The organism is Oscillatoria sp. HE19RPO, from assembly GCF_024220515.1.
In the GTDB taxonomy this organism is placed as follows: Bacteria; Cyanobacteriota; Cyanobacteriia; order Cyanobacteriales; family Laspinemataceae; genus Laspinema.
On record NZ_JAMXOT010000078.1, the window covers coordinates 1 to 19676 of the forward strand.

Annotated in this window: 17 protein-coding genes; 9 read left to right on the plus strand and 8 right to left on the minus strand. The window is 46.3% G+C overall.

The window, feature by feature from the left end; genetic code table 11:
* Positions 1-207: 207 nt before the first annotated feature.
* From NG833_RS08095 to dnaG, 4 genes are all read right to left on the minus strand, one after another.
* Positions 208-453 carry a hypothetical protein gene (locus tag NG833_RS08095; protein ID WP_254564786.1) on the minus strand — a complete coding sequence of 82 codons (246 nt, stop codon included), beginning with the start codon at positions 451-453 and terminating at the stop codon, positions 208-210.
* 158 nt (positions 454-611) lie between these two features.
* The gene (locus tag NG833_RS08100; RefSeq protein WP_254564787.1) at positions 612-1631 is read right to left on the minus strand and encodes a nucleoside hydrolase; all 1020 of its coding nucleotides are present in this window, start codon (positions 1629-1631) and stop codon (positions 612-614) included.
* 104 nt (positions 1632-1735) lie between these two features.
* Positions 1736-2881, minus strand: a complete 1146-nt coding sequence (gcvT, locus tag NG833_RS08105) for a glycine cleavage system aminomethyltransferase GcvT (RefSeq protein WP_254564788.1) — start codon at positions 2879-2881, stop codon at positions 1736-1738.
* A gap of 275 nt (positions 2882-3156) precedes the next feature.
* On the minus strand, positions 3157-5073 hold the full coding sequence (dnaG, locus tag NG833_RS08110; RefSeq protein ID WP_254564789.1) for a DNA primase: 1917 nt from the start codon (positions 5071-5073) through the stop codon (positions 3157-3159).
* A gap of 109 nt (positions 5074-5182) precedes the next feature.
* On the opposite strand from dnaG, the gene NG833_RS08115 reads away from it, so the two are divergent.
* The 6 genes from NG833_RS08115 to NG833_RS08140 all read left to right on the plus strand — a co-directional run bounded on the left by NG833_RS08115 (position 5183) and on the right by NG833_RS08140 (position 12875).
* Positions 5183-6115 (plus strand): SGNH/GDSL hydrolase family protein, encoded by a 933-nt coding sequence (locus NG833_RS08115; RefSeq protein WP_254564790.1) that lies wholly within the window; start codon positions 5183-5185, stop codon positions 6113-6115.
* 457 nt (positions 6116-6572) lie between these two features.
* Positions 6573-6809: a hypothetical protein gene (locus NG833_RS08120; RefSeq protein WP_254564791.1), complete on the plus strand. Its 237-nt coding sequence runs from the start codon at positions 6573-6575 to the stop codon at positions 6807-6809.
* 110 nt (positions 6810-6919) lie between these two features.
* Positions 6920-7567, plus strand: coding sequence for an Eco29kI family restriction endonuclease (locus NG833_RS08125; RefSeq protein ID WP_254564792.1), 648 nt, complete (start codon positions 6920-6922; stop codon positions 7565-7567).
* Entirely contained in the window at positions 7548-8759 is a 1212-nt protein-coding gene (locus NG833_RS08130; RefSeq protein WP_254564793.1) for a DNA cytosine methyltransferase, read from the plus strand. Before NG833_RS08125 ends, NG833_RS08130 begins: the two co-directional genes overlap by 20 nt.
* 299 nt (positions 8760-9058) lie before the next feature.
* Positions 9059-10417 (plus strand): tetratricopeptide repeat protein, encoded by a 1359-nt coding sequence (locus NG833_RS08135; protein WP_254564794.1) that lies wholly within the window; start codon positions 9059-9061, stop codon positions 10415-10417.
* Positions 10418-10784: 367 nt separating this feature from the next.
* Positions 10785-12875 (plus strand): DUF262 domain-containing protein, encoded by a 2091-nt coding sequence (locus NG833_RS08140; protein ID WP_254564795.1) that lies wholly within the window; start codon positions 10785-10787, stop codon positions 12873-12875.
* A gap of 55 nt (positions 12876-12930) precedes the next feature.
* Here NG833_RS08140 and NG833_RS08145 read toward each other — a convergent pair whose 3' ends face one another.
* The 3 genes from NG833_RS08145 to NG833_RS08155 form a co-directional block, all read right to left on the minus strand.
* Positions 12931-13587 carry a Uma2 family endonuclease gene (locus NG833_RS08145; RefSeq protein WP_254564802.1) on the minus strand — a complete coding sequence of 219 codons (657 nt, stop codon included), beginning with the start codon at positions 13585-13587 and terminating at the stop codon, positions 12931-12933.
* A gap of 222 nt (positions 13588-13809) precedes the next feature.
* The gene (locus NG833_RS08150) at positions 13810-14040 is read right to left on the minus strand and encodes a type II toxin-antitoxin system Phd/YefM family antitoxin (RefSeq protein WP_254564796.1); all 231 of its coding nucleotides are present in this window, start codon (positions 14038-14040) and stop codon (positions 13810-13812) included.
* A 94-nt stretch (positions 14041-14134) separates the two neighbouring features.
* Positions 14135-17620 carry a tetratricopeptide repeat protein gene (locus tag NG833_RS08155; protein ID WP_254564797.1) on the minus strand — a complete coding sequence of 1162 codons (3486 nt, stop codon included), beginning with the start codon at positions 17618-17620 and terminating at the stop codon, positions 14135-14137.
* A gap of 159 nt (positions 17621-17779) precedes the next feature.
* Between NG833_RS08155 and NG833_RS08160 the strand changes: the two genes are divergently transcribed.
* The 3 genes from NG833_RS08160 (at position 17780) to NG833_RS08170 (ending at position 18841) form a co-directional block, all read left to right on the plus strand.
* A complete protein-coding gene (locus tag NG833_RS08160) occupies positions 17780-18031 on the plus strand; it encodes a type II toxin-antitoxin system ParD family antitoxin (RefSeq protein WP_254564798.1) in 252 nt (83 codons plus the stop codon).
* 70 nt (positions 18032-18101) lie between these two features.
* On the plus strand, positions 18102-18341 hold the full coding sequence (locus tag NG833_RS08165; RefSeq protein ID WP_254564799.1) for a hypothetical protein: 240 nt from the start codon (positions 18102-18104) through the stop codon (positions 18339-18341).
* A 5-nt stretch (positions 18342-18346) separates the two neighbouring features.
* Positions 18347-18841 (plus strand): DUF3368 domain-containing protein, encoded by a 495-nt coding sequence (locus NG833_RS08170; RefSeq protein WP_254564800.1) that lies wholly within the window; start codon positions 18347-18349, stop codon positions 18839-18841.
* 376 nt (positions 18842-19217) lie between these two features.
* Here NG833_RS08170 and NG833_RS08175 read toward each other — a convergent pair whose 3' ends face one another.
* The gene (locus NG833_RS08175) at positions 19218-19448 is read right to left on the minus strand and encodes a DUF4926 domain-containing protein (RefSeq protein WP_254564801.1); all 231 of its coding nucleotides are present in this window, start codon (positions 19446-19448) and stop codon (positions 19218-19220) included.
* Between the last annotated feature and the right edge of the window lie 228 nt (positions 19449-19676).

Consider the following 19676-nt stretch of genomic DNA (forward strand, 5'->3'; position numbering starts at 1 on the left):
CGCTTCGAGAAGCGCCAGTCCAAAGATAACTTTAATCCCCAAAAAACTCATGTAGCCGCGCTTCGAGAAGCGCCAGTCCAAAGATAACTTTAATCCCCAAAAAACTCATGTAGCCGCGCTTCGAGAAGCGCCAGTCCAAATCCTAACTTTAATCCCCAAAAAACTCATGTAGCCGCGCTTCGAGAAGCGCCAGTCCAAATCCTAACTTTAATCCCCAAAAAACTCATGTAGCCGCGCTTCGAGAAGCGCCAGTCCAAAGATGAATTGAATCCCCAAAAATCTCATGTAGCCGCGCTTCGAGAAGCGCCAGTCCAAAGATGAATTGAATCCCCAAAAAAACTCATGTAGCCGCGCTTCGAGAAGCGCCAGTCCATAAGATAACTTTAATCCCCAAAAAAACTCATGTAGCCGCGCTTCGAGAAGCGCCAGTCCAAAGATGAATTGAATCCCCAAAAAAACTCATGTAGCCGCGCTTCGAGAAGCGCCAGTCCATAAGATAACTTTAATCCCCAAAAAATAAAAACCCGCACCCTAAAGGGTGGGGCTATACGGACAAAGCCCGCCTGCGCGGGCTAATAGAGAGAACTGACTTTTTACAACCGAATTGAGTATTAAACCTTAACCTCTTCTCTCACCCTCTGGGAACAGAGTCTTTTTAAATCATCTATTAAAATTCCTAACAAATTCATCGCCTCAACCTCCACCGCCACAAAAGCATTCGTAAATGATTTAGTCCCGTGACGACGGTCTAAAATTGTTTGACCTTGGGTATAATTTCCAGCAGTTTCTACCCTCACCCATCCCCGCCGAAATAACAAAGTTTCGGGATAAAATAAATAAGCAATAGTGACCGCATCATGAACTAAAAATCCATTGATTCCACCCGTTTCTCGATGCCACAAACAAGACTCGCTCATAAATTGCGCCAATTTATGAATAAACTGGGCCAGTTCAAGGTTAGGATATTCCTGGCCGATCGCCTTCGTCATCTCCACCGTTAAAATCAGCTTCCGCGTCACATCCAACGGCAAAATTACTATATCCTCCCGACTCTCCAAAACCGCTGCTGCTGCCTCGGGATTAAACGCCACATTAAACTCCGCTATTGAAGTCACATTTCCCGGCACCTCAAACGCACCCGCCATTAACACCAATTCCTTCGCCAACCGCAAAATCCCCGGTCGTTTCTGTTCCGCTGCCGCCAAATTGGTTAGCGGTCCCAACCCAATCACCGTCACCTCACCCGGTGCCGATTCCAAAGTGTCAATTATCATTTCATCCGCATAAGATGCTGCTGCAAATTGCCGAGGAGAATCCGGCAATACATGAGATAAATTGCCCATACCATCCATCCCATGTACTTCAGCAGCATCCCCAATTGTTCCCCCCTCCCAGACCACACTCCGGCCAATTTTCACCAATTCAAACCCACCTAATGCTAAGATTTTACAAGCACTAGCAAAGGTCAATTCAGCGGAAACATTTCCCGCCACAGTCGTCACTCCCACCCATTCAGCAAACCCTTGTTTTACCAAACTTTGCAACCACAGTAATGCAAACGTATCATCTCCACCGGGGTCTGTATCAACTAGGATTTTTCGGGGGGAGGGTGTCAAGATTTTACCGGACATAATTCCTGATGGATAGGTTGTTAGGATAATAAAAGACGACCCATTCAAGGGCCCGCTTTTAAAAGCAAAACCTCTCATGGGCGGGATAAAACAAGTTCGGTTAATTAAGACTTTTGAGGTTTTTTAGCAGACCTATAAAAGGGCTTTTTCACTACAGTCCCGGGGTAGGTTTTACCCCGAATTTCTACGGCAATAGATTGACCGGGTTTACTCAGTTCTAGGGGTAAATAAGCTAGGGCGATCGCCTTTTCCAAAGTAGGAGACCAACTGCCACTGGTAATCTCTCCCACCGATTTACCTTCAGCTATCACCGGATACCCATGACGAGCAATATAACGACCCTGCATTTCGATTCCCACCAAGCGCCGTTTTACCCCCGTTTCTTTCTGTTTTGCTAACACTTCCCTGCCGATAAATTCCCCTTTACTATCCAGATGAACCAACCAACCCAAACCTGCTTCTAACGGGGTTGTGCTTTCGTCGATATCTTGACCATAAAGCGCCATTGCTGCTTCCAGACGAAGGGTATCCCGACAACCCAAACCACAAGGAGTTACCCCGGCATTTAAGAGCGATCGCCACAGGGTTATTCCAGTTTCTGGATTCACCATCACTTCGTACCCATCTTCCCCAGTGTATCCCGTGCGGGCCAAAAATCCATTTCCCCCACAAACCGACCCTTGTAAATGTCCAAAGGGTTTCACCGAAGACAAATCCACCTCTACAAACTGTTGCAGTTTCTGCACCGCTTCAGGACCTTGAACCGCTAGTAATACCTTTTGTTTGGATAAATCCTGGAATTCCACATCGGACCCTGCCAATTGTGCCAACAACCAAGCTTTATCTTCTGCACAAGTGGCAGCATTCACAATCACCTGAGCAAAATGCCTTCCCGCTTCATCCTGTCCTTGATCATAAAAAATAATATCATCCAAGATGCCACCTTGGGCATTCAGGAGAACCGTGTACTGACCCTCACCGGGTTGTAACCGAGACAAATCTGAGGGTACTAATCCTTGCATTTGCGTCAGCAAATCTTTACCGGAGAGAGAAAACATCCCCATGTGGGAGATATCAAACATTCCTACAGCGGTTCGGACTGCTTGATGTTCCGGGTTAATTCCCGAAAACTGCACCGGCATTTCCCATCCCGAGAAGGCAGTCATCCTAGCATTCAGGGCGATCGCCTCGTCATAAAGGGGAGTTCGGGACAAGGGTTGTGCCGTCTCATTTGCTGCTGTGGTTGCCACTAATGTTACCTCCGGTTCGGTGAAATATTTCCTATTTTAGGGGAAATTGGGTCCGGTGGCAGGGGGATAAACAGGGGAGGGGGAAACCAGGGAATCCGCCTCCCGGTTCGATCCGTTTTGTGCTTATATTTTTTATACTATTATAGGACTTACGCCAATTTTGAAAATCCACCCTAAATGTAGAGGCGATTCGCGAATCGCCTCTACATTTTGAGATTCATGTTAAACACTGCATAATTTCTGTATTACCCAAATTTTAAAACCTACCCAAATTTTCAATACATTTGCAGCCAATCAATTAAACTCACTTGCCGATGCTTATCCAGTTCTTCAATTCGCTTTTTTTCTTCAGAAATTTGTTCTTGATAGTACCGCGCACGGTCTGGTTCTTTCGTCAAATCGGTTTCCTTCCAAAGTTGTAACGCTTGACGGCAGCGCTTATCACAAAGCACTCGTTCAATACAAGCGATCGCCCCTTGAATCATCAGCGGCGGATTAAATAAATCTCGCTGAGACTTTTCATCTAAATGAAACAACTCAGAAACAGGTTTTAAATCCCGATTGTTCTGTAAAAATCGCTCTTGCACTTGAGACAATAAATCCCCGTTTGGAGCGTGATATTCCACCTGGATAATTTGCTGCCACAAAAACCGATGGTGGGAGAGACTAAAATCTAAATCTCGCTCCTCTAACTCCTGGGCGATCGCCCCGCGATGTTCCGGACAATGCAAATACAGCCGCAATAACACCGCTTCGGCATTTTGTAACAACCCGCGATCGGCAGAAACCGGAACCAGATCCTGTTGCTTTTCCTGCTCACTCTTACTCTCTTTGCGCCGGATTCGATTGAGTTGTTTAATTAAATCTTGCGCCCGCAAAGACACTAAAGTTCCATTCCCCTGACTGAGAATTTCTGCACAGCGATTCACATAATACATCCGAGTATCGGTATTCTGAATTTTAGTCAGTAAATTCACCATTTGCTTGGCAATCCGTTGATAGGCATCGGATTGTTTTAAATCATTTCCCTGTAACAATTGCTGCATCTGCCAATCTAACCATAACGGCGCATTATCCATCAGTTGCCGATAGGGTTCGGGACTGCCGGTAGATTTGAGAAAATCATCCGCATCTTTGCCATCGGGAATATTGATAATTCTCAGTTGGACTTGTCCCTTATAAGCTAATTCGGCAATTTCTCCGATCGCCCGTTCCGCTGCCGTCGTCCCTGCCGCATCTGCATCAAAATTCAGAATCACTTGTTTAGAGTCGGTATAACGCAATAATTGCTTAACCGCATCCAAACTCAATGCTGTCCCCAGAGAGGCAACGACATTAGAAATTCCTGCCGCATGAAGGGCGATCGCATCAAAATATCCCTCCACCACCACTGCTTTATCTGCCTTGGAAATAGCTGATTTCGCCTTATCCAAAGCATACAGAGTTTTCCCTTTATCAAATAACGGCGTTTCTGGAGAATTGAGATATTTCGGTTGTTCATCGCTGAGGGTTCTCCCGCCAAAAGCAATGGCACGTCCCTGGGAATCATGAATCGGAATCATCAGGCGATCGCGAAAGCGATCGTAATACCCTCCCCCAGTATTCCGCGCCTTAATTAATCCCGCCTCTTCCACCAACTGCACCGAAAACCTTTTTTCTTCCACCAAATAACTGTAAAGACTTTCCCATCCTGCTGGTGCATAACCCAATTGAAACTGTTGAACTGTTTCCAGACTCAATTGCCGGTCAACTTTCAGATAATTCAGCGCATCACTGCCTTGGGGTTGATGTAAAGCGTGCTCATAAAACCGCACAGCGATCGCCATAATTTCATAGAGTTCTTCTCGCCGAGAAAGCTGTCGCTGTAACTCTTCCCGCTGTTCCGGTTCAATCGTATGCACGGGAACTTGATACCGTCGCGCCAGATCCAACACCACCTCAGAAAACGACTGTTTGCCGATTTCCATCAAAAACTTAATCGCATTTCCCCCCGCCTGACATCCAAAACAGTAATACATCTGCTTACTGGGGACCACGCTAAAACTCGGCGACCCTTCATCATGAAAGGGACACAATCCCATCAAATCTTTACCCGTTTTTTTGAGTACAACGCGCTCAGAGACGATATCTACGATATCAGCACGTTGCTTGACTTGTTCAATCGTGTCAGGATGGATGCGAGGAAAGTTCATTAGCACAGAATTACAGATTGATTCTTATAATCATATTAAGTCCTAAATCCCGATTTTATTATAGGGTGATGGGATAAAAACGCTGAGGATTGAGGTGGGGGTTAGACCAGTGAAAATGATAGGGATTGCGATCGCAATAATTCTGGGACTGTTCATCGCCGTAGAAGTGGCACTCAGACTGCTCTTTGGGTTTGGCAACCCTCCCCTGTACATCCCCGACGAGAAAATCGGGTATCTGTTAGCACCGAATCAGAAACTGCGCCGCTTTGGCAATCGCTTCGAGATTAACCAATATTCCATGCGGAGTGCTGCCGTCACCCCAACATCAGACACCCCGCGAGTCTTGTTGCTGGGAGACTCCGTTGCCAATGGCGGATGGTGGACAGATCAGGCGCAAACCATCTCCGCCTTCATGCAGCAACAACTCCCGAAACGCCTCCCGGGAAATTCCCCTCAAATCGAAGTGCTCAACGCCTCCGCAAACTCCTGGGGACCCCGCAATGAACGCGCCTATCTGGAGAAATTTGGGACCTTTGGTGCAAAAGCAGTGGTGTTGCTAATCAATACCGATGATTTGTTTGGGACCCAACCGAGTTCTATACAAGTGGGACGCGATCGCAACTATCCCGACAAAAAACCCCCCTTGGCACTGGTAGAGGTAGTGAGTCGATACCTGTTACCCGCGCCAACAGTGCCTAAGTTACCCGAGGAACAAGGCGATCGGGTGGGGTTTAACTTAGCAGCAATTCATCAAATCCAGCAAATCGTCACCGAAACCCAAGGACAATTTCTATTAGCAATCACCCCCTTATTGCGCGAACTCGGAGAACCGGGACCGAGAGACTATGAAATCAAAGCTCGTCAACGCCTGCAAGAATTCACCCAACAGCATCAAATCACCTACCTAGATTTTTTAGACCCTTTTAATGCCGTAGAAGAACCCGCCAGTTTATATCGGGACCACATTCATCTCAGTCCAAGTGGCAATGAATTGGTCACCGGAAAGATTACCGAGGCACTCGCGCCGATGATGTCATTTTAAGGCATCGGGGAAGGAGTGCGAGCATCTTGCTCGCTATCTTATTAGACCTCTTGCAAAATTCTTTAAAGCCCCCCTTCTTAAGGGGGGTTGGGGGGATCAATCCTTTTTTTGCACGAGGTCTATTATAAAGCGAGCAAGATGCTCGCACTCCTTTCCTCTAAATATATTAAGCAATCATCCCATTTGATGTTATTATCAGGACTTACGGATTGAGGGAGGGAAACCCATAAATGTAGAGGCGATTCGCGAATCGCCTCTACATTTAGGATCTATCCTCCAAATATGCGTAAGTCTTGGGAGTGCGAGCATCTTGCTCGCTATCTTATTATAAAGCGAGCAAGATGCAAAGCCTACGGCATAGCTTCGCTTACCGCACTCCTAGAGATATCGGGACCCCAATAGTCCGCGAACCGCTATATAATTAAGCAATCGTTTGTAAACTTTTGACCTTAATCTGATGACAATCACAAGGGAAACCATTAAGCAAGACCTGGATCGCCTGAGTGACGAGCAACTTCGTGCCGTTGCTGATTTTATAGCCTTCCTCAAATTTCGAGATCAACGCGATCGGGTCAACCTCAACGCCACACAACTTGCTGCTCTAGCAACTGAGTTTGCGGCAGAAGACCGCACTCTGGCAGAAGCAGGAATGGATGATTATGTAGAAATGCTGGTTCAGGAAGATCAACCATAATTGGGGCAGATTAGTGCTGAAAACCACCTTCCGATTATGCAGCAATTATGAAGCAATCATCACATCTGATGTTATTATGCTGATGGTTATTGGTTTAAGACCGAGCAGGTATGAATATTTTTGATCGTTCACAACATATCTATGTTTCGTCCGACTTTGACGCCATCATAAAAGATACGATTCGCTTTTTTAATGGAACTCCTGTACATTCGATTCCTATTCCAAAACGCTTTTCTGGGACAGGCGTTTATGCTCTATACTGTATTGCTCAATCTGGAATTTACTCAAAATTTCATAGAGTTAATAGAACTGCATTTGCTATGCCAATTTATATTGGTAAAGCAGTTCCTAAAGGTTGGCGACAAGCTAGGCAGTTATCCTCGAAAAATGCTAAGAGTTACGAGTTGTATAATCGTATCTATGAACATAGCCACAGCATCAATATTGCAGAGGGGTTGGAAATATCGGATTTTTTCTGCCGGTTTATGATTCTCGAAGGGAGAGAAAGTGATTTGATTGGAACGGTTGAAGCGGCCCTCATCCGAAAATATCAACCCATTTGGAACACTTTAATTGACGGATTTGGTAATCATGATCCGGGCAAGGGTCGATACCAACAAGCAAAATCAGATTGGGATGTTTGCCATCCGGGACGTGCTTGGGCAGAAAAATGCCAGGGAATACCTGCAAACCAGGAAGACCTTTTTCAAAGTATTGAAAACTTTTTAAATAATTTAGATGATGAAGAACAACCCTAAAATTTCTTGCTTAGAATTATTTGCCGGTGCAGGGGGTCTAGCTAAAGGAATAGAACTCTCGGGAATTCAACACAATGCCTTGATTGAATGGAATAAAAATGCCTGCCAAACTCTGACCTATAACTATAGCGAAAATCTGGTTTATCATACCGATATTCGTTCATTCCAGTTTGACCAGTTCGATAACGTTGATATGGTTGCAGGTGGACCACCCTGTCAACCCTTTTCAATGGGAGGAAAGCACCGAGGAAATATAGATGAACGAGATATGTTTCCTTATGTGTGCAAAGCAATCAGTATTTCTAAACCCAAGTTTTTTATCTTTGAAAATGTCAAAGGTCTCTTGCGAAAATCATTTAGGCGTTACTTTGAATATATTCTTTTAAGATTAACCTATCCTGACATTGACATAAAACATTCAGAAGATTGGCAAGAACATCTCATCCGGCTTGAAAACATCCAGACATCAGGCCAATATGATGCCGTAAAATATCAGGTAAATTTTCGCTTGGTGGATGCAGCAAATTACGGCATTCCCCAACGCCGTGAACGGGTTTTTATTGTCGGCATCAGAGAGGATTTAAACATTAACTGGAGCTTTCCTCAAGAAACCCACTCTCTGGATGCACTACTCTGGTCACAATTCATCAGTGGTGATTATTGGGGACGACATGGAATCAAGGCTTCAGGACTTGAAAATTTGGATAAAAGAACCCAGCAACGGGTTGAGCAACTCATCCAACAACCTACTTTATTCCCTCCCCCGTTAAAGCCCTGGAAAACCGTTAGAGATGAAATTGGAGAACTCCCAAAACCGGATCCGCAAGGGAGCTTTCATAGTGAGCATATTCTCAGAACAGGTGCAAAGGCATACCCGGGACACACGGGGAGTTATATTGATATGCCTTCTAAGACATTGAAAGCAGGAGATCATGGTGTTCCTGGAGGAGAAAATATGATTCGGTATGAAGATGGTCAAATTCGGTACTACACAACCTTTGAAGCTAAACGAATCCAAACCTTTCCCGATGACTATAAAATTGTGGGTTCATGGACAGAAGCCATGCGACAGATTGGCAATGCTGTCCCTGTAAAACTAGGGCATTATATCGCGAGTTCCTTAGCTCAGACAATATTTATGCCAGAGATTTCTCCTAAGTTGCATCAACAGGAGCTTGCCATAAAACATTGAGGATAGGAGCAACTATAGCGGTTCGGTGGAATTATGCGGTACAGACAAAGGAGTGCGAGCATCTTGCTCGCTTTCTTTAATAGCGAGCAAGATGCAAAGCCTTCGGCATAGCTTCGCTTACCGCACTCCAAAAACGTACCTCATAACTATGGGAACTGCTATATGATGCGCTACCGACTCTAGCCGATGGAAAAGGCGATCGCATGGCGTTTAAGTTGGAAACGACAATTTAACCTACAACCCCGGTTTCTGAATTGGAATCCGTTACAATTGAAATCATCCTCTCTATCTCTTATCCCATGAATCAACCAGGAATCCCAGACTATCTCACCTTAATTCAACAATTGCTGGTCAACCCTCGAACCCAAGCCGATGAAATCATCAATCGACATCGGGAACTCATTGATCAGGAGTTCTTCAAACTGTGCCAAATCCTGGCGGAACAGTTCCAACAAGCTGGGGAAGAGGACCGGGCTAATTTTTTGCTCAGTCTAGTACAAAAGTTGGGAGGCTTAATCCCCCGTCCGGATGAGCGCGCTGTGGCGAATGCAGGCGGATCTCGTAGTCCTCAAGAGGAGTATGATGAGTATATCGAGGTTTTAATGGCGCTATTTAAAGCCCAACTAGAAAATCCTGATAATCCGCAAGCGATTGAGGCGGTTTTGGTGCAATATCAGGATAAATTTGACCTCATGTTGACAGTGGTTATCAAAGATTGGTTTCCGTCAACAATTGATCCGAATTATCCTGAGAGAAATGAATCAATTGCGCTGATGCTCCACAATTTGGCGATCGCCTTCTATCAATTCCCATTAGGAACGCGATCGCACAATATCGAAATCGCGATGGCCTGCTATGAGTGTGTCTTATCCGTCTATACCCAGGCAACCTTTCCCGAAGAATGGGCCGCCACCCAAAATAATCTGGGAAGTGCCTACCAAGAGCGCATCCAAGGAGACAAATCTGAGAATCTTGAAGCGGCGATCGCCTGTTACAAAGCCGCCTTACAAGTTTATACCCAAGAAGACTATCCCCTGGATTGGGCGATGACTCACAATAACCTCGGCAATAGCTATAATATCCGCGTCCAAGGCAACCACGCTCGAAATGTAGAAGCGGCGATCGGTTGTTATATCGCCGCCTTGGAAGTGTATATCCTCGAAGACTTCCCCCAACATTGGGCCATGACTCACAACAATCTCGGCAACACCTATCGCGATCGCCCCCAAGGAGACCTAGGCGAGAATATCGAACAGGCCATATCCTGTTACCAAAACGCCCTCCAAATCCGCACCCGGGAAACCTTTCCTATGGATTGGGCCACCACCCAAAGCAACCTCGGAGAAGCCTATTATAAGCGAGTGCAAGGGGAAAAGTCAGACAACATCGAGCAGGCTATTTCCTGTTACCAAAACGCCTTAACTGTGCAGACTCGCGAGGCTTATCCACAAAGATGGGCGCATATCAACCAAAACCTAGGACGGGCCTACTGTGATCGAGTAAAAGGAACAAAAACCCAAAACATCAAACAAGCCATTTCCTATTACGAATCCGCCCTGCAAGTCTATACCCCCGACACCTTCCCAGAACAAGCAGCCACCACTCAAAAGCATCTGGAGGAAGCCCAGCAGCAGCAGAGCCAATTTGAGCGAACTTAGGCAGGGTTTTGTTACCCACAATTTAAGAAAGAAACCCGGTTTCTGAATGGTTTCCGGGGGTGAGAAACCGGGTTTCTGCTATAACGTTTGGCTCAACAATAAGATTGAGTCAAGAAACCCGGTTTCTAGGAGTCCAGAATGGCAATCAAGATTAGTCGGAGGCGATCGGCTAAATAAAAAGCATCTGCCCCCTACCCATAAGCCCGGTTTATGGAAGCATTTCTGCATCAAATATTAAAATTTAATTAAGAAATGCGGTTGTTGAGCCCCGACAGATATTTTATGGTACGATATCAAATCAAGTTTTTTATTGAATATTTATAATCCCCTAGTTTTTCTCAAGTCCAGTCAATCTACCTGTACTCAAATGAAAGCCTCTGAAACTAAGCTACTCGCCTTGATTAAGAAGTCCCCACAGTTCGTTATCCCAATTTATCAACGTACCTACTCATGGACAGAAAAAGAATGTCGGGAGTTGTGGGATGACATCCTGCTTACTGGCTCAACAGATGAAATCACTTCTCACTTTTTGGGTTCTATTGTCTATATTGAAAAAGGACTTTATCAAGTCTCCAGTCAGTCTCCACTCCTAGTTATTGACGGACAGCAACGCCTCACTACAGTAACATTACTCATTGCAGCCTTGGCTAATGCTCTTGGGGACTTTGAGCCCGTGGAAGGATTTTCCCCGCGCAAATTGCGAAACTATTATTTGCTTAATCCAGAAGAAGATGGAGAAAAATACTATAAGCTAATTCTCTCGCAAACTGACAAATCCTCACTGATTGCAATTCTCAGCCAATCCCCGCAGCCCAAAGATTGTTCTATCCGGATCACACAAAATTTCAAACTGTTTGAGTCACTCATGAAGGAGGATCAGGACAATCTGACGATTGTCTGTAAAGGATTAGCAAAATTACTGGTTGTAGATGTTGCCTTGAGCCGTGAACAGGACAATCCCCAACTTATTTTTGAGAGCATGAACTCCACGGGTCGTGAGTTAACCAAAGCTGACTTAATCCGGAATTACATTCTGATGGGACTTGAACCCGAACTTCAAACCAAGCTTTATGAGCAGTATTGGCGATCTATGGAAGTGGAGTTTGGGCAGGAGGCTTATGGAACAGAATTCGATAAGTTTATACGCCATTTTTTGACCGTCAAAAATGGCGTTATTCCTAATAAAAATGCCGTGTATGAATCCTTCAAAGCTTATTCAAGATTGTCCCAAATTGCTCAGGCTGGTGTGGAGGCATTGGTCAAGGATATTAATACCTTTGCTCGGTACTACTGTGCGATGGCTTTGGGCTATGAGCAGAACCCGAAACTTAAAGTAGCCTTTCAAGACTTGCGAGAATTAAAGGTAGATGTAGCTTACCCATTTTTATTAGAGCTTTATCAAGATTATGATTCAGGTGAATTCCCTGAAACAGATTTTGTGCAAGCCGTTAGACTGGTGGAATCTTATGTCTTTCGCCGTGCTGTTTGTGGGATTCCTACCAGTTCATTAAACATAATTTTTGCTAACTTTACGAAGGCTCTCAAAAAAAATAATTATCTCGAAAGTATTCAGGCTCGCTTTCTGCTCCTGCCGTCCTATGGACGCTTTCCTAATGATGATGAATTTAAGCAATGGCTGCAAATTAAAGACCTTTACAATATTCGCGATCGCAGTTACTGGCTACGACGCTTGGAAAATCATGATCGCAAAGAACGAGTAGTAGTAGATGAGTACACAATTGAACATATTATGCCCCAGAATGAAAATCTTGCTCCTGCATGGAAGACCTCACTGGGTCCAGACTGGCAACGCATTCAAAAAACTTACTTGCACACCCTGGGAAATCTAACGCTTACTGCATACAACTCGAAATATAGTGATAAACCCTTTGTTGAGAAGCGTGATATGGAAAAGGGCTTTAAAGAAAGTCCCCTGAAGTTGAATCAAGGGTTGGGACAGGTTGAACAGTGGGATGAAAATGCTATTCGCCAACGAGCAGCGAGACTTTCTACAATGGCCCTGGATGTTTGGATTTCTCCACAATTGGAAGATGATGTGCTTAATTGTTATCAATCCAAGCCGCAGCAATCAGGTTACACGATACAAGATCATCCCCACCTGTGTTCTGGAAAAATGGCAGAACTTTTTAAAGCCTTTCGCAAGGAAGTTCTTGCCCTTGATCCGGGCGTCACTGAGGAGTTTCTGAAGCTCTACGTTGCTTATAAATTGGAGTCTAACTTCGTAGATGTAGTCCCACAAGCCAAGCGGTTACGGATTTACTTAAATATGCGATTTACGGAAATTAATGACCCCAAGGGAATTTGCCGAGATGTATCGGGTTTGAGGCACTGGGCTAATGGGGATGTTGAACTGGCTCTAGCATCTCTTGAGGAATTACCATACATTTTAGGGTTGGTGAGGCAATCTTTAGAAAGACAAATGGGAGACGGAGAGTAATCGAAATGGATAATTGATAATTGATCATTGATAATTGATAATTGATAATTGATAATTATCCCTTTCCAACGGACTGAAACTGCGCCATTAACCAGGCACCCACCTGGGACTGGTCTTGGTTGCGACTCCGTTGCAGCGCTTGGTCTAGGGTCGCTATCTCCAGTCCTGGAAACATCACAGAAACATCAATTCGCTGACTCCCCCGATCGCTCATCTGATACGCCATTACCTCCGAGGTTTCCACGTTCACAATCCAATATTCAGCAATCCCCACATCTTCATACAGCACTCGCTTAACCGTGCGATCGTCCAACAGGGATGATTTCGCCACCTCCACCACCAAATCCGGCACCGGATACTCTTCCAGATTCACAATGTCAGTGCCGTTGGGGATGGCGGTTGCCTTGGTGCCAATGTAATAAGCTAAATCCGGCTGAAACTCGGCATATCCCGGTTTACGGAAGGAACAATTGTCTAAAATCGTGAACGGAATGCCTTTCACAATGCCATAGAGATTAATGGCAAGGGCAATAGTTCCATGATGTTTGCTGTGGTCAAAACCTACGGGTAGTTGCATTTCTAATCTCATTCGCCCATTGCTGTAATAGCCTTTGGATTTAGCATGGGCGGGGTCATCCAAAGCACTCAGGTACTCCTTCCATGTGGCAGGAACCCAGGTATCATTGGCTATTAGATTAGAGAGTGGATTCATGCTCATCATCCCGGAGGAAAAATTGACATCCATTCTATGATACTCCTCCTCTGGAACTTTGGCAACCGGCAGAGTCTCCATTTCTCATCTTTAGAAATTTTACAAATTTTCGATATTGATGCAGTTAAGGATTAGGAGCAGCAAGTGCAGTTTAAACTTGGCTTGATAAGCGGTTGTCTCCCAGTAAATACCCAAGCCAAATGTGGGTATTTAGCAGCAGTTTCATTCTAACACCTCCCAGGGCTGAGGCTCGGGAGCAATTATATCTCCTAAAATTTCACCGATGCCCTTCATTGCCCCAAAAGCGGGGCGGGCATCTGGGATGGTAGCGGGATAGATAATCACTAAGGGTTTGCCTTCATGGATGACCGTAATGGGGGTTTTAGTGCGTTCCACTTCTATAAATAGATTCTGGAGAAGTTGGGGCAGTTCATTGGTCGTAATTTCTGTCATTTGTTACCTCCTGAACCGTGAAAAATAATGTAAATGCCGCATAGCTTAATTTTAGTTTACTAGAAATTCCCCGAGTCCTGACCCAGGGTCTGGACTAACGGGGGTCGCCAATCAACACCAACGGGGACCAGAAAAACGGATGACGGTGAGACTGACTTAATTTCGCCTGACGCAATGCCTCCACCTTCGTTAAATTCTCCTGCATCATCAGGCGATAAAACTCGGTTGTCACTGCCTCGGTTGCCGCATCATCCACATTCCACAAGGTCGCCATCAACGCCCTGGCCCCAGCACGTTCCCAGATATAAGCCATCCCCATAATCGCATCCCCGTCGATATTGGTCTGTAACGCCGTCTGACAGGCGGTTAAGGCCACCAATTCTGTGTTCTGTAACCCCAGTAAGGCCGCGTCTGCTAGGGGATATTCTCCATCGGCAAATAAGAGGGTGTTGGCGTTCATATCTGGCTGATAATCCGCACAATTGTCTTGCAAACAACAACCCAATTGCTGAAAACAGCCGTGGGTGGCTAGATGCAGATAGCGATGACGGGGGGATTGACGTTTGAACTGTTCCAACGTCGCCTGTTGGTGGCGGTAAATCTCACTCTCCGGGGCGAGGCGGAGGAGGGCATCGACTTCGGCTTCCGTTCCCGGCAGGTTGAAGGGGTCTTGGGGTTGGGGATTGGCAAAGCCTAGCACTTGGTAGCCCGGTGAGAAGCGCGGGGAAAGGGTGGCGGTGACTAGGGCGACGGTAAACAATGTTCCCCCCAGTTTCCAATGGTGTTTGACCGTTGCGCCAACGCCGATGACTCCCAGGAAGAGGGGAATCGACCACAGGGGGAAAGTTGGGGAAGGGGAGGGGGAGGGACTGGCGAGGAGGGAACGACTGGAGAGACGAGTCAGGTAATGGATGGGGTACTGTTGCAGCAGGAATGTGTCGGTTTCCGAGTCCCGGAGGGTTTCAAAGGGGAATTGGCGCAGAGACCCGGTGGCGATGATGGCGAGTTGTTGGGGGTTGAGTGCCTCAATCTCCTGGGCAACGGGGCGGATCAGGTGGTTGTATAGGTTGGCAGAAAGCCGACGATAGCCGGAATCGCCGCTTTGGAGCATTTGGCGATAGTTTGTGACCCAATCGTTGAATTGGTCGGCATCGATGGGGACTTTCTGGACGCTGAGGCTGTCGCGGCTGAGGAGGAAGAGGGCGAGGGTGTTGGGAACGTTTTGGATGTTTGTGAGGAGAACGGGTTGTAAGACAACGGTTCCCGGGGGGAGGCTGGCTTGCAGTTGGCTGAGGTCTTCCGGTTGAATTTCAAAGAGTTCGGCAACTTCGGGGTAGGTATTGGCGAGGGTTTCGGCTTGTTGATTGACTTGGGCTTCTAAGTCGCGCATTTGGTCCACGAGGGCGGCGCTGAAGTTGTCTTGCAGTTGTTGGCGGAGGGCTTGCAGTTGTTGGGATTGGTCGTTCCAGTCATCAAGGGCGGCTTGGGCTTCGGGGTTGGCGACTCTCACACCGATGAGACGGTTATAGTCGGCCAGTTCGTAGGTGGTGACGCGGTTCGCCCATTCAAAGGCGCGTTGGGGCTGGTTTTGGTCGATGAGCAGGTCAACGAGGGCAACGGCTGCACCGCGATTGGTTTCGAGGAAAGTTTCGCGGAATTCTTTTTGCAGTTCGCCTCGAAGGGAGAGGAGGATATTGAGGGAGTTTTCCCAGTAGGTGATGGCTTTGTCGGGTTGGTTGGTGTCTCGGTAGACGACTCCAATACCAGTAAGAGTGACTGATTCTCCAGTGCGATCTTTTACTTCTCGTCGAATTGGCAAAGCCTGATTGTAGTAGTTCAGAGCTTGAGTCGGGTTGCCTAAGTCATGGTACACCAAGCCAATGTTATGGAGAGTGTTTCCTTCCCCAGGGCGATCACCCACTTCTCGCCTCATTGGCAAGGCTTGATTCAAGTAGTCCAGGGCTTGAGTTCGCTTGCCCAAGGCATTGTACACCAAGCCAATGTTATTGAGTGTCCTGGCTTCCCCTGAGCGATCGCCCACTTCTTGGCTCATCACCAAGGCTTGATGGTAGTAGTTCAAAGCTTCCGTGCGCTTGCCCAAGGCATTGTACACTCCACCAATGTTATTGAGAGTGGTGGCTTCCCCTGAGAGATCGCCCACTTCTCGGGTCATCCCCAAGGCTTGATGGTAGTAGTTCAAAGCTTCCGTCCGCTTGCCCAAGTCATTGTACACTGCACCAATGTTGTTGAGAGTCCTGGCTTCCCCTGAGAGATTGCCCACTTCTCGTCCCATTGGCAAGGCTTGATTGAAGTAGTTCAGGGCTTGAGTCCACTTGCCCAAGTCATTGTACACTGCACCAATGTTGTTGAGACTCCTGGCTTCTCCTGAGAGATCGCCCGCTTCTCGGCTCATCGCCAAGGCTTGATGGTAGTAGTTCAGGGCTTCCGTCCGCTTGCCCAAGGCATTGTACACCAAGCCAATGCCATTGAGAGTTTTGGCTTCCCCTGAGAGATCGCCCACTTCTCGGCTCATCGCCAAGGCTTGATGGTAGTAGTTCAAGGCTTCCGTCCGTTTGCCCAAGGCATTGTACACCAAGCCAATGCCATTGAGAGTTTTGGCTTCCCCTGAGAGATCGCCCACTTCTCGGCTCATCGCCAAGGCTTGATTGAAGTAGTCCAGGGCTTGAGTCCGCTTGCCCAAGGCATCGTACATCAAGCCCATGTTATGGAGAGTGGTGGCTTCTTCAGAGCGATCGCCCACTTCTCGCAGAATTAGTAAAGCTTGATTCAAGTAGTTCAGGGCTTCCGTCCGCTTGCCCAAAACATTGTACACAAAGCCAATGCTAGTGAGAGTCGCGGCTTCCCCTGAACGATCACCCACTTCTCGCAGAATCGGCAAGGCTTGATTGAAGTAGTTCAAAGCTTCCGTCCGCTTGCCCAAGGCATTGTACACTCCACCAATGTTATTGAGAGTGGCGGCTTCCCCTGAGAGATCGTCCACTTCTCGCAAAATCGGCAAGGCTTGATTGTAGTAGTTTAGGGCTTCCGTCCGGTTGGCCAAAGCATCATACACTGAACCAATGTTATTGAGAGTGGCGGCTTCCCCAGAGCGCTCGCCCACCTCTCGCTGAATCTGCAAAGCCTGATTGTAGTAGTGCAAGGCTTGAGTCCGATCTCCCAAGTCATCGTACACGGCACCAATGTTATTAAGCGTCATGGCTTCCTCTGATCTGGCATTGGTCTGGCGAAAAATAATCAGTGCTTGTTCATAAGACTCTAAAGCCTTTTTTCTTTGTCCTATCTGGTCATAATTTCCACCAATCCCTAAAAGGACTACAGCTTCCAACTGCCGATTTTCCCCTTGCCGAGCCGCTTCTAAAACACGCTCCAATGTCTCAATCGCCTGCACAGGTCGTCCCTGTTGTGTCTGTTGAACTGCCTGCTGTAACAGTTCCCTAACCTCCCTTACCGACATTCTCGCCTGCACCAAAACCGTCTGTGCCTCCACCCAAGGCGACAGAGAACCCATGCCCAACAGCAGCGAAACCGTCAACAGCGAACTCACCCAGCGTCCAGTCATGGCTTAACTCTCCCTGTGACTCCATCTCTTCTATTATTGCCCGAAGGCGCAGAAATTGAGTCTTCCCCCAAGGACGGCAGAGCCATGATATAAGTCTCATCGCCGCCCAGTTTCTGCGCGACTATAATCAAAGTAATCTATAACGCTCCTACTGGTGCCATGAACCTATCACTCACCCCAGAAATAGAACAACGGATTGCGGATCAACTCAACCAAGGACATTACCAATCCGCCCATGAGGTCATCTTAGCCGCCCTAGAACTCCTGGACCAACGCCAGCAATACCTGACTGAACTGCGTCAGGAAATCGCGATTGATGCCACTCAAATTGAACAGGGACAAGTGATAGATGGAGAACAGGTCTTCGCTCATATCCTCAACCGTTTACATAATTTTTTCTCGACCCGATAGCATCGATATTGCTCAGACTGTCAATGGGTATCGGGATTTAAAATCACTCAAAATAAAATCCAGAAAAATCATGAAAAACACAACCCAATTCCAAGAAATTGCTTCCGAAGTGCAACTGTTTAATAGTATCGAACAAAAGGAAAAGTTTGTTTTTGTCGTTGGTGCTTTAGTTTCTCGATTAATTAGCCTTCAGAAAGGAGCAGAAATCATGGAGATGGAACCGGAAATGCTTTTAAAGATTTTGGAAATGATGAGTATCGATTTTTCTTATCTTACTCCTGAAGATATTAAAGCGGAAAAAACTTGGTAAGACTGATGAAAATTGTTTTTAATTGTTCTCCGTTAATTTTTCTGTTCAGATTAGAATTCCTAGAAAATTTCATCAATGACGACCATCAGTTTTATATCCCCCCAAGTGTGCAATTAGAAATCAATGCCAAACCGGATCAAGCATCAGGATGCATTAACAGACTGATTTCAAATCAGCAATTAGTCGTTCGAGAAATTAAATTACTATCTTTGGCGAATCGTTTAAATGAGCGGCTGGGTCGAGGTGAATCGGAGGCAATCTCTTTGGCAATAGACTTGCAAGCAGATTATATAATCCTTGATGATTTTGCGGCTAGAAAGGAAGCAAAAAGATTAGGTTTAAATGTTAAAGGAACTTTGGCAGTGGTTCGTAAATTACACCTAGAAGGTCAGATTAATATTTCTGATTTTGATGTTTTGTACCAAAAAATCACAGAAATCAATTTTCGAGTCAAGCGAGAAATTTTTGATGAAATTTTTGATGATGATATTAGGAATTAAACGAGTCAATCCCTATTTTATCCGGAATCCGGTATTGATATATCTGTTAAAAACCGCACCCTAAAGGGTGGGGCTACACGGACAAAGCCTGTCCTGATCTCCGTCGAAGGGCCCGCCTGCGCGGGCTAAAGAGTAAAACGACTTTTGAACTCCGGATTGGGTATTAATTTTCCAGATATGCTGCACCAAAAGTTCTGGGATGAAATTTATTTATATGAAATAACTCAATGTTGGCTACAGTCTTCTGGTGAATTGTTGGGTTGCGCGCTTTTCTGCACCCAACCTACAGATAGCACTTACCTAGAGCTTGGTCAGTTGGAGCGAATCGCGGGTTTTCCACGAAAAACCCACGTTTCTAGTTTTTTCAAGCCCCCATTCATGATGATGCTAGAACCCGCGCTTGAGCAATTTCTCTGTCTCCAATTCGCCGCACTTGAGAACTCAAGAGAGAAACAATCGCAATGGTTTCTCCGGCTATGGTCATAAATTCTACTTCATAGCCCAAACCTTCTTGATGGACTAAGACAACGGTGCCCATATCGCAGGATTTTAAATCATATTCCGGTAAATCTACGGTTAAAACAACTCGGTCTAATTCACTAATCATGGTTTACTAAATTTCTCCTCGTGACGTGGATTTAAAGTCCCTCTCCTGTTCTGGGATTCGGATTTATAGCAATTTTCTTCTGAGTAAACCACACCCGTCGGGGAATAAATTCCCCGCCTCATAGCCCAAGTGGCAACACCCTGCGGGGGTTAAAACCCTAGCCCTGTCAAGGTGTGTAGATTGTAGGGGCGCAATGCTTGCGCCCTCCGGAGGGCGCAAGCATTGCGC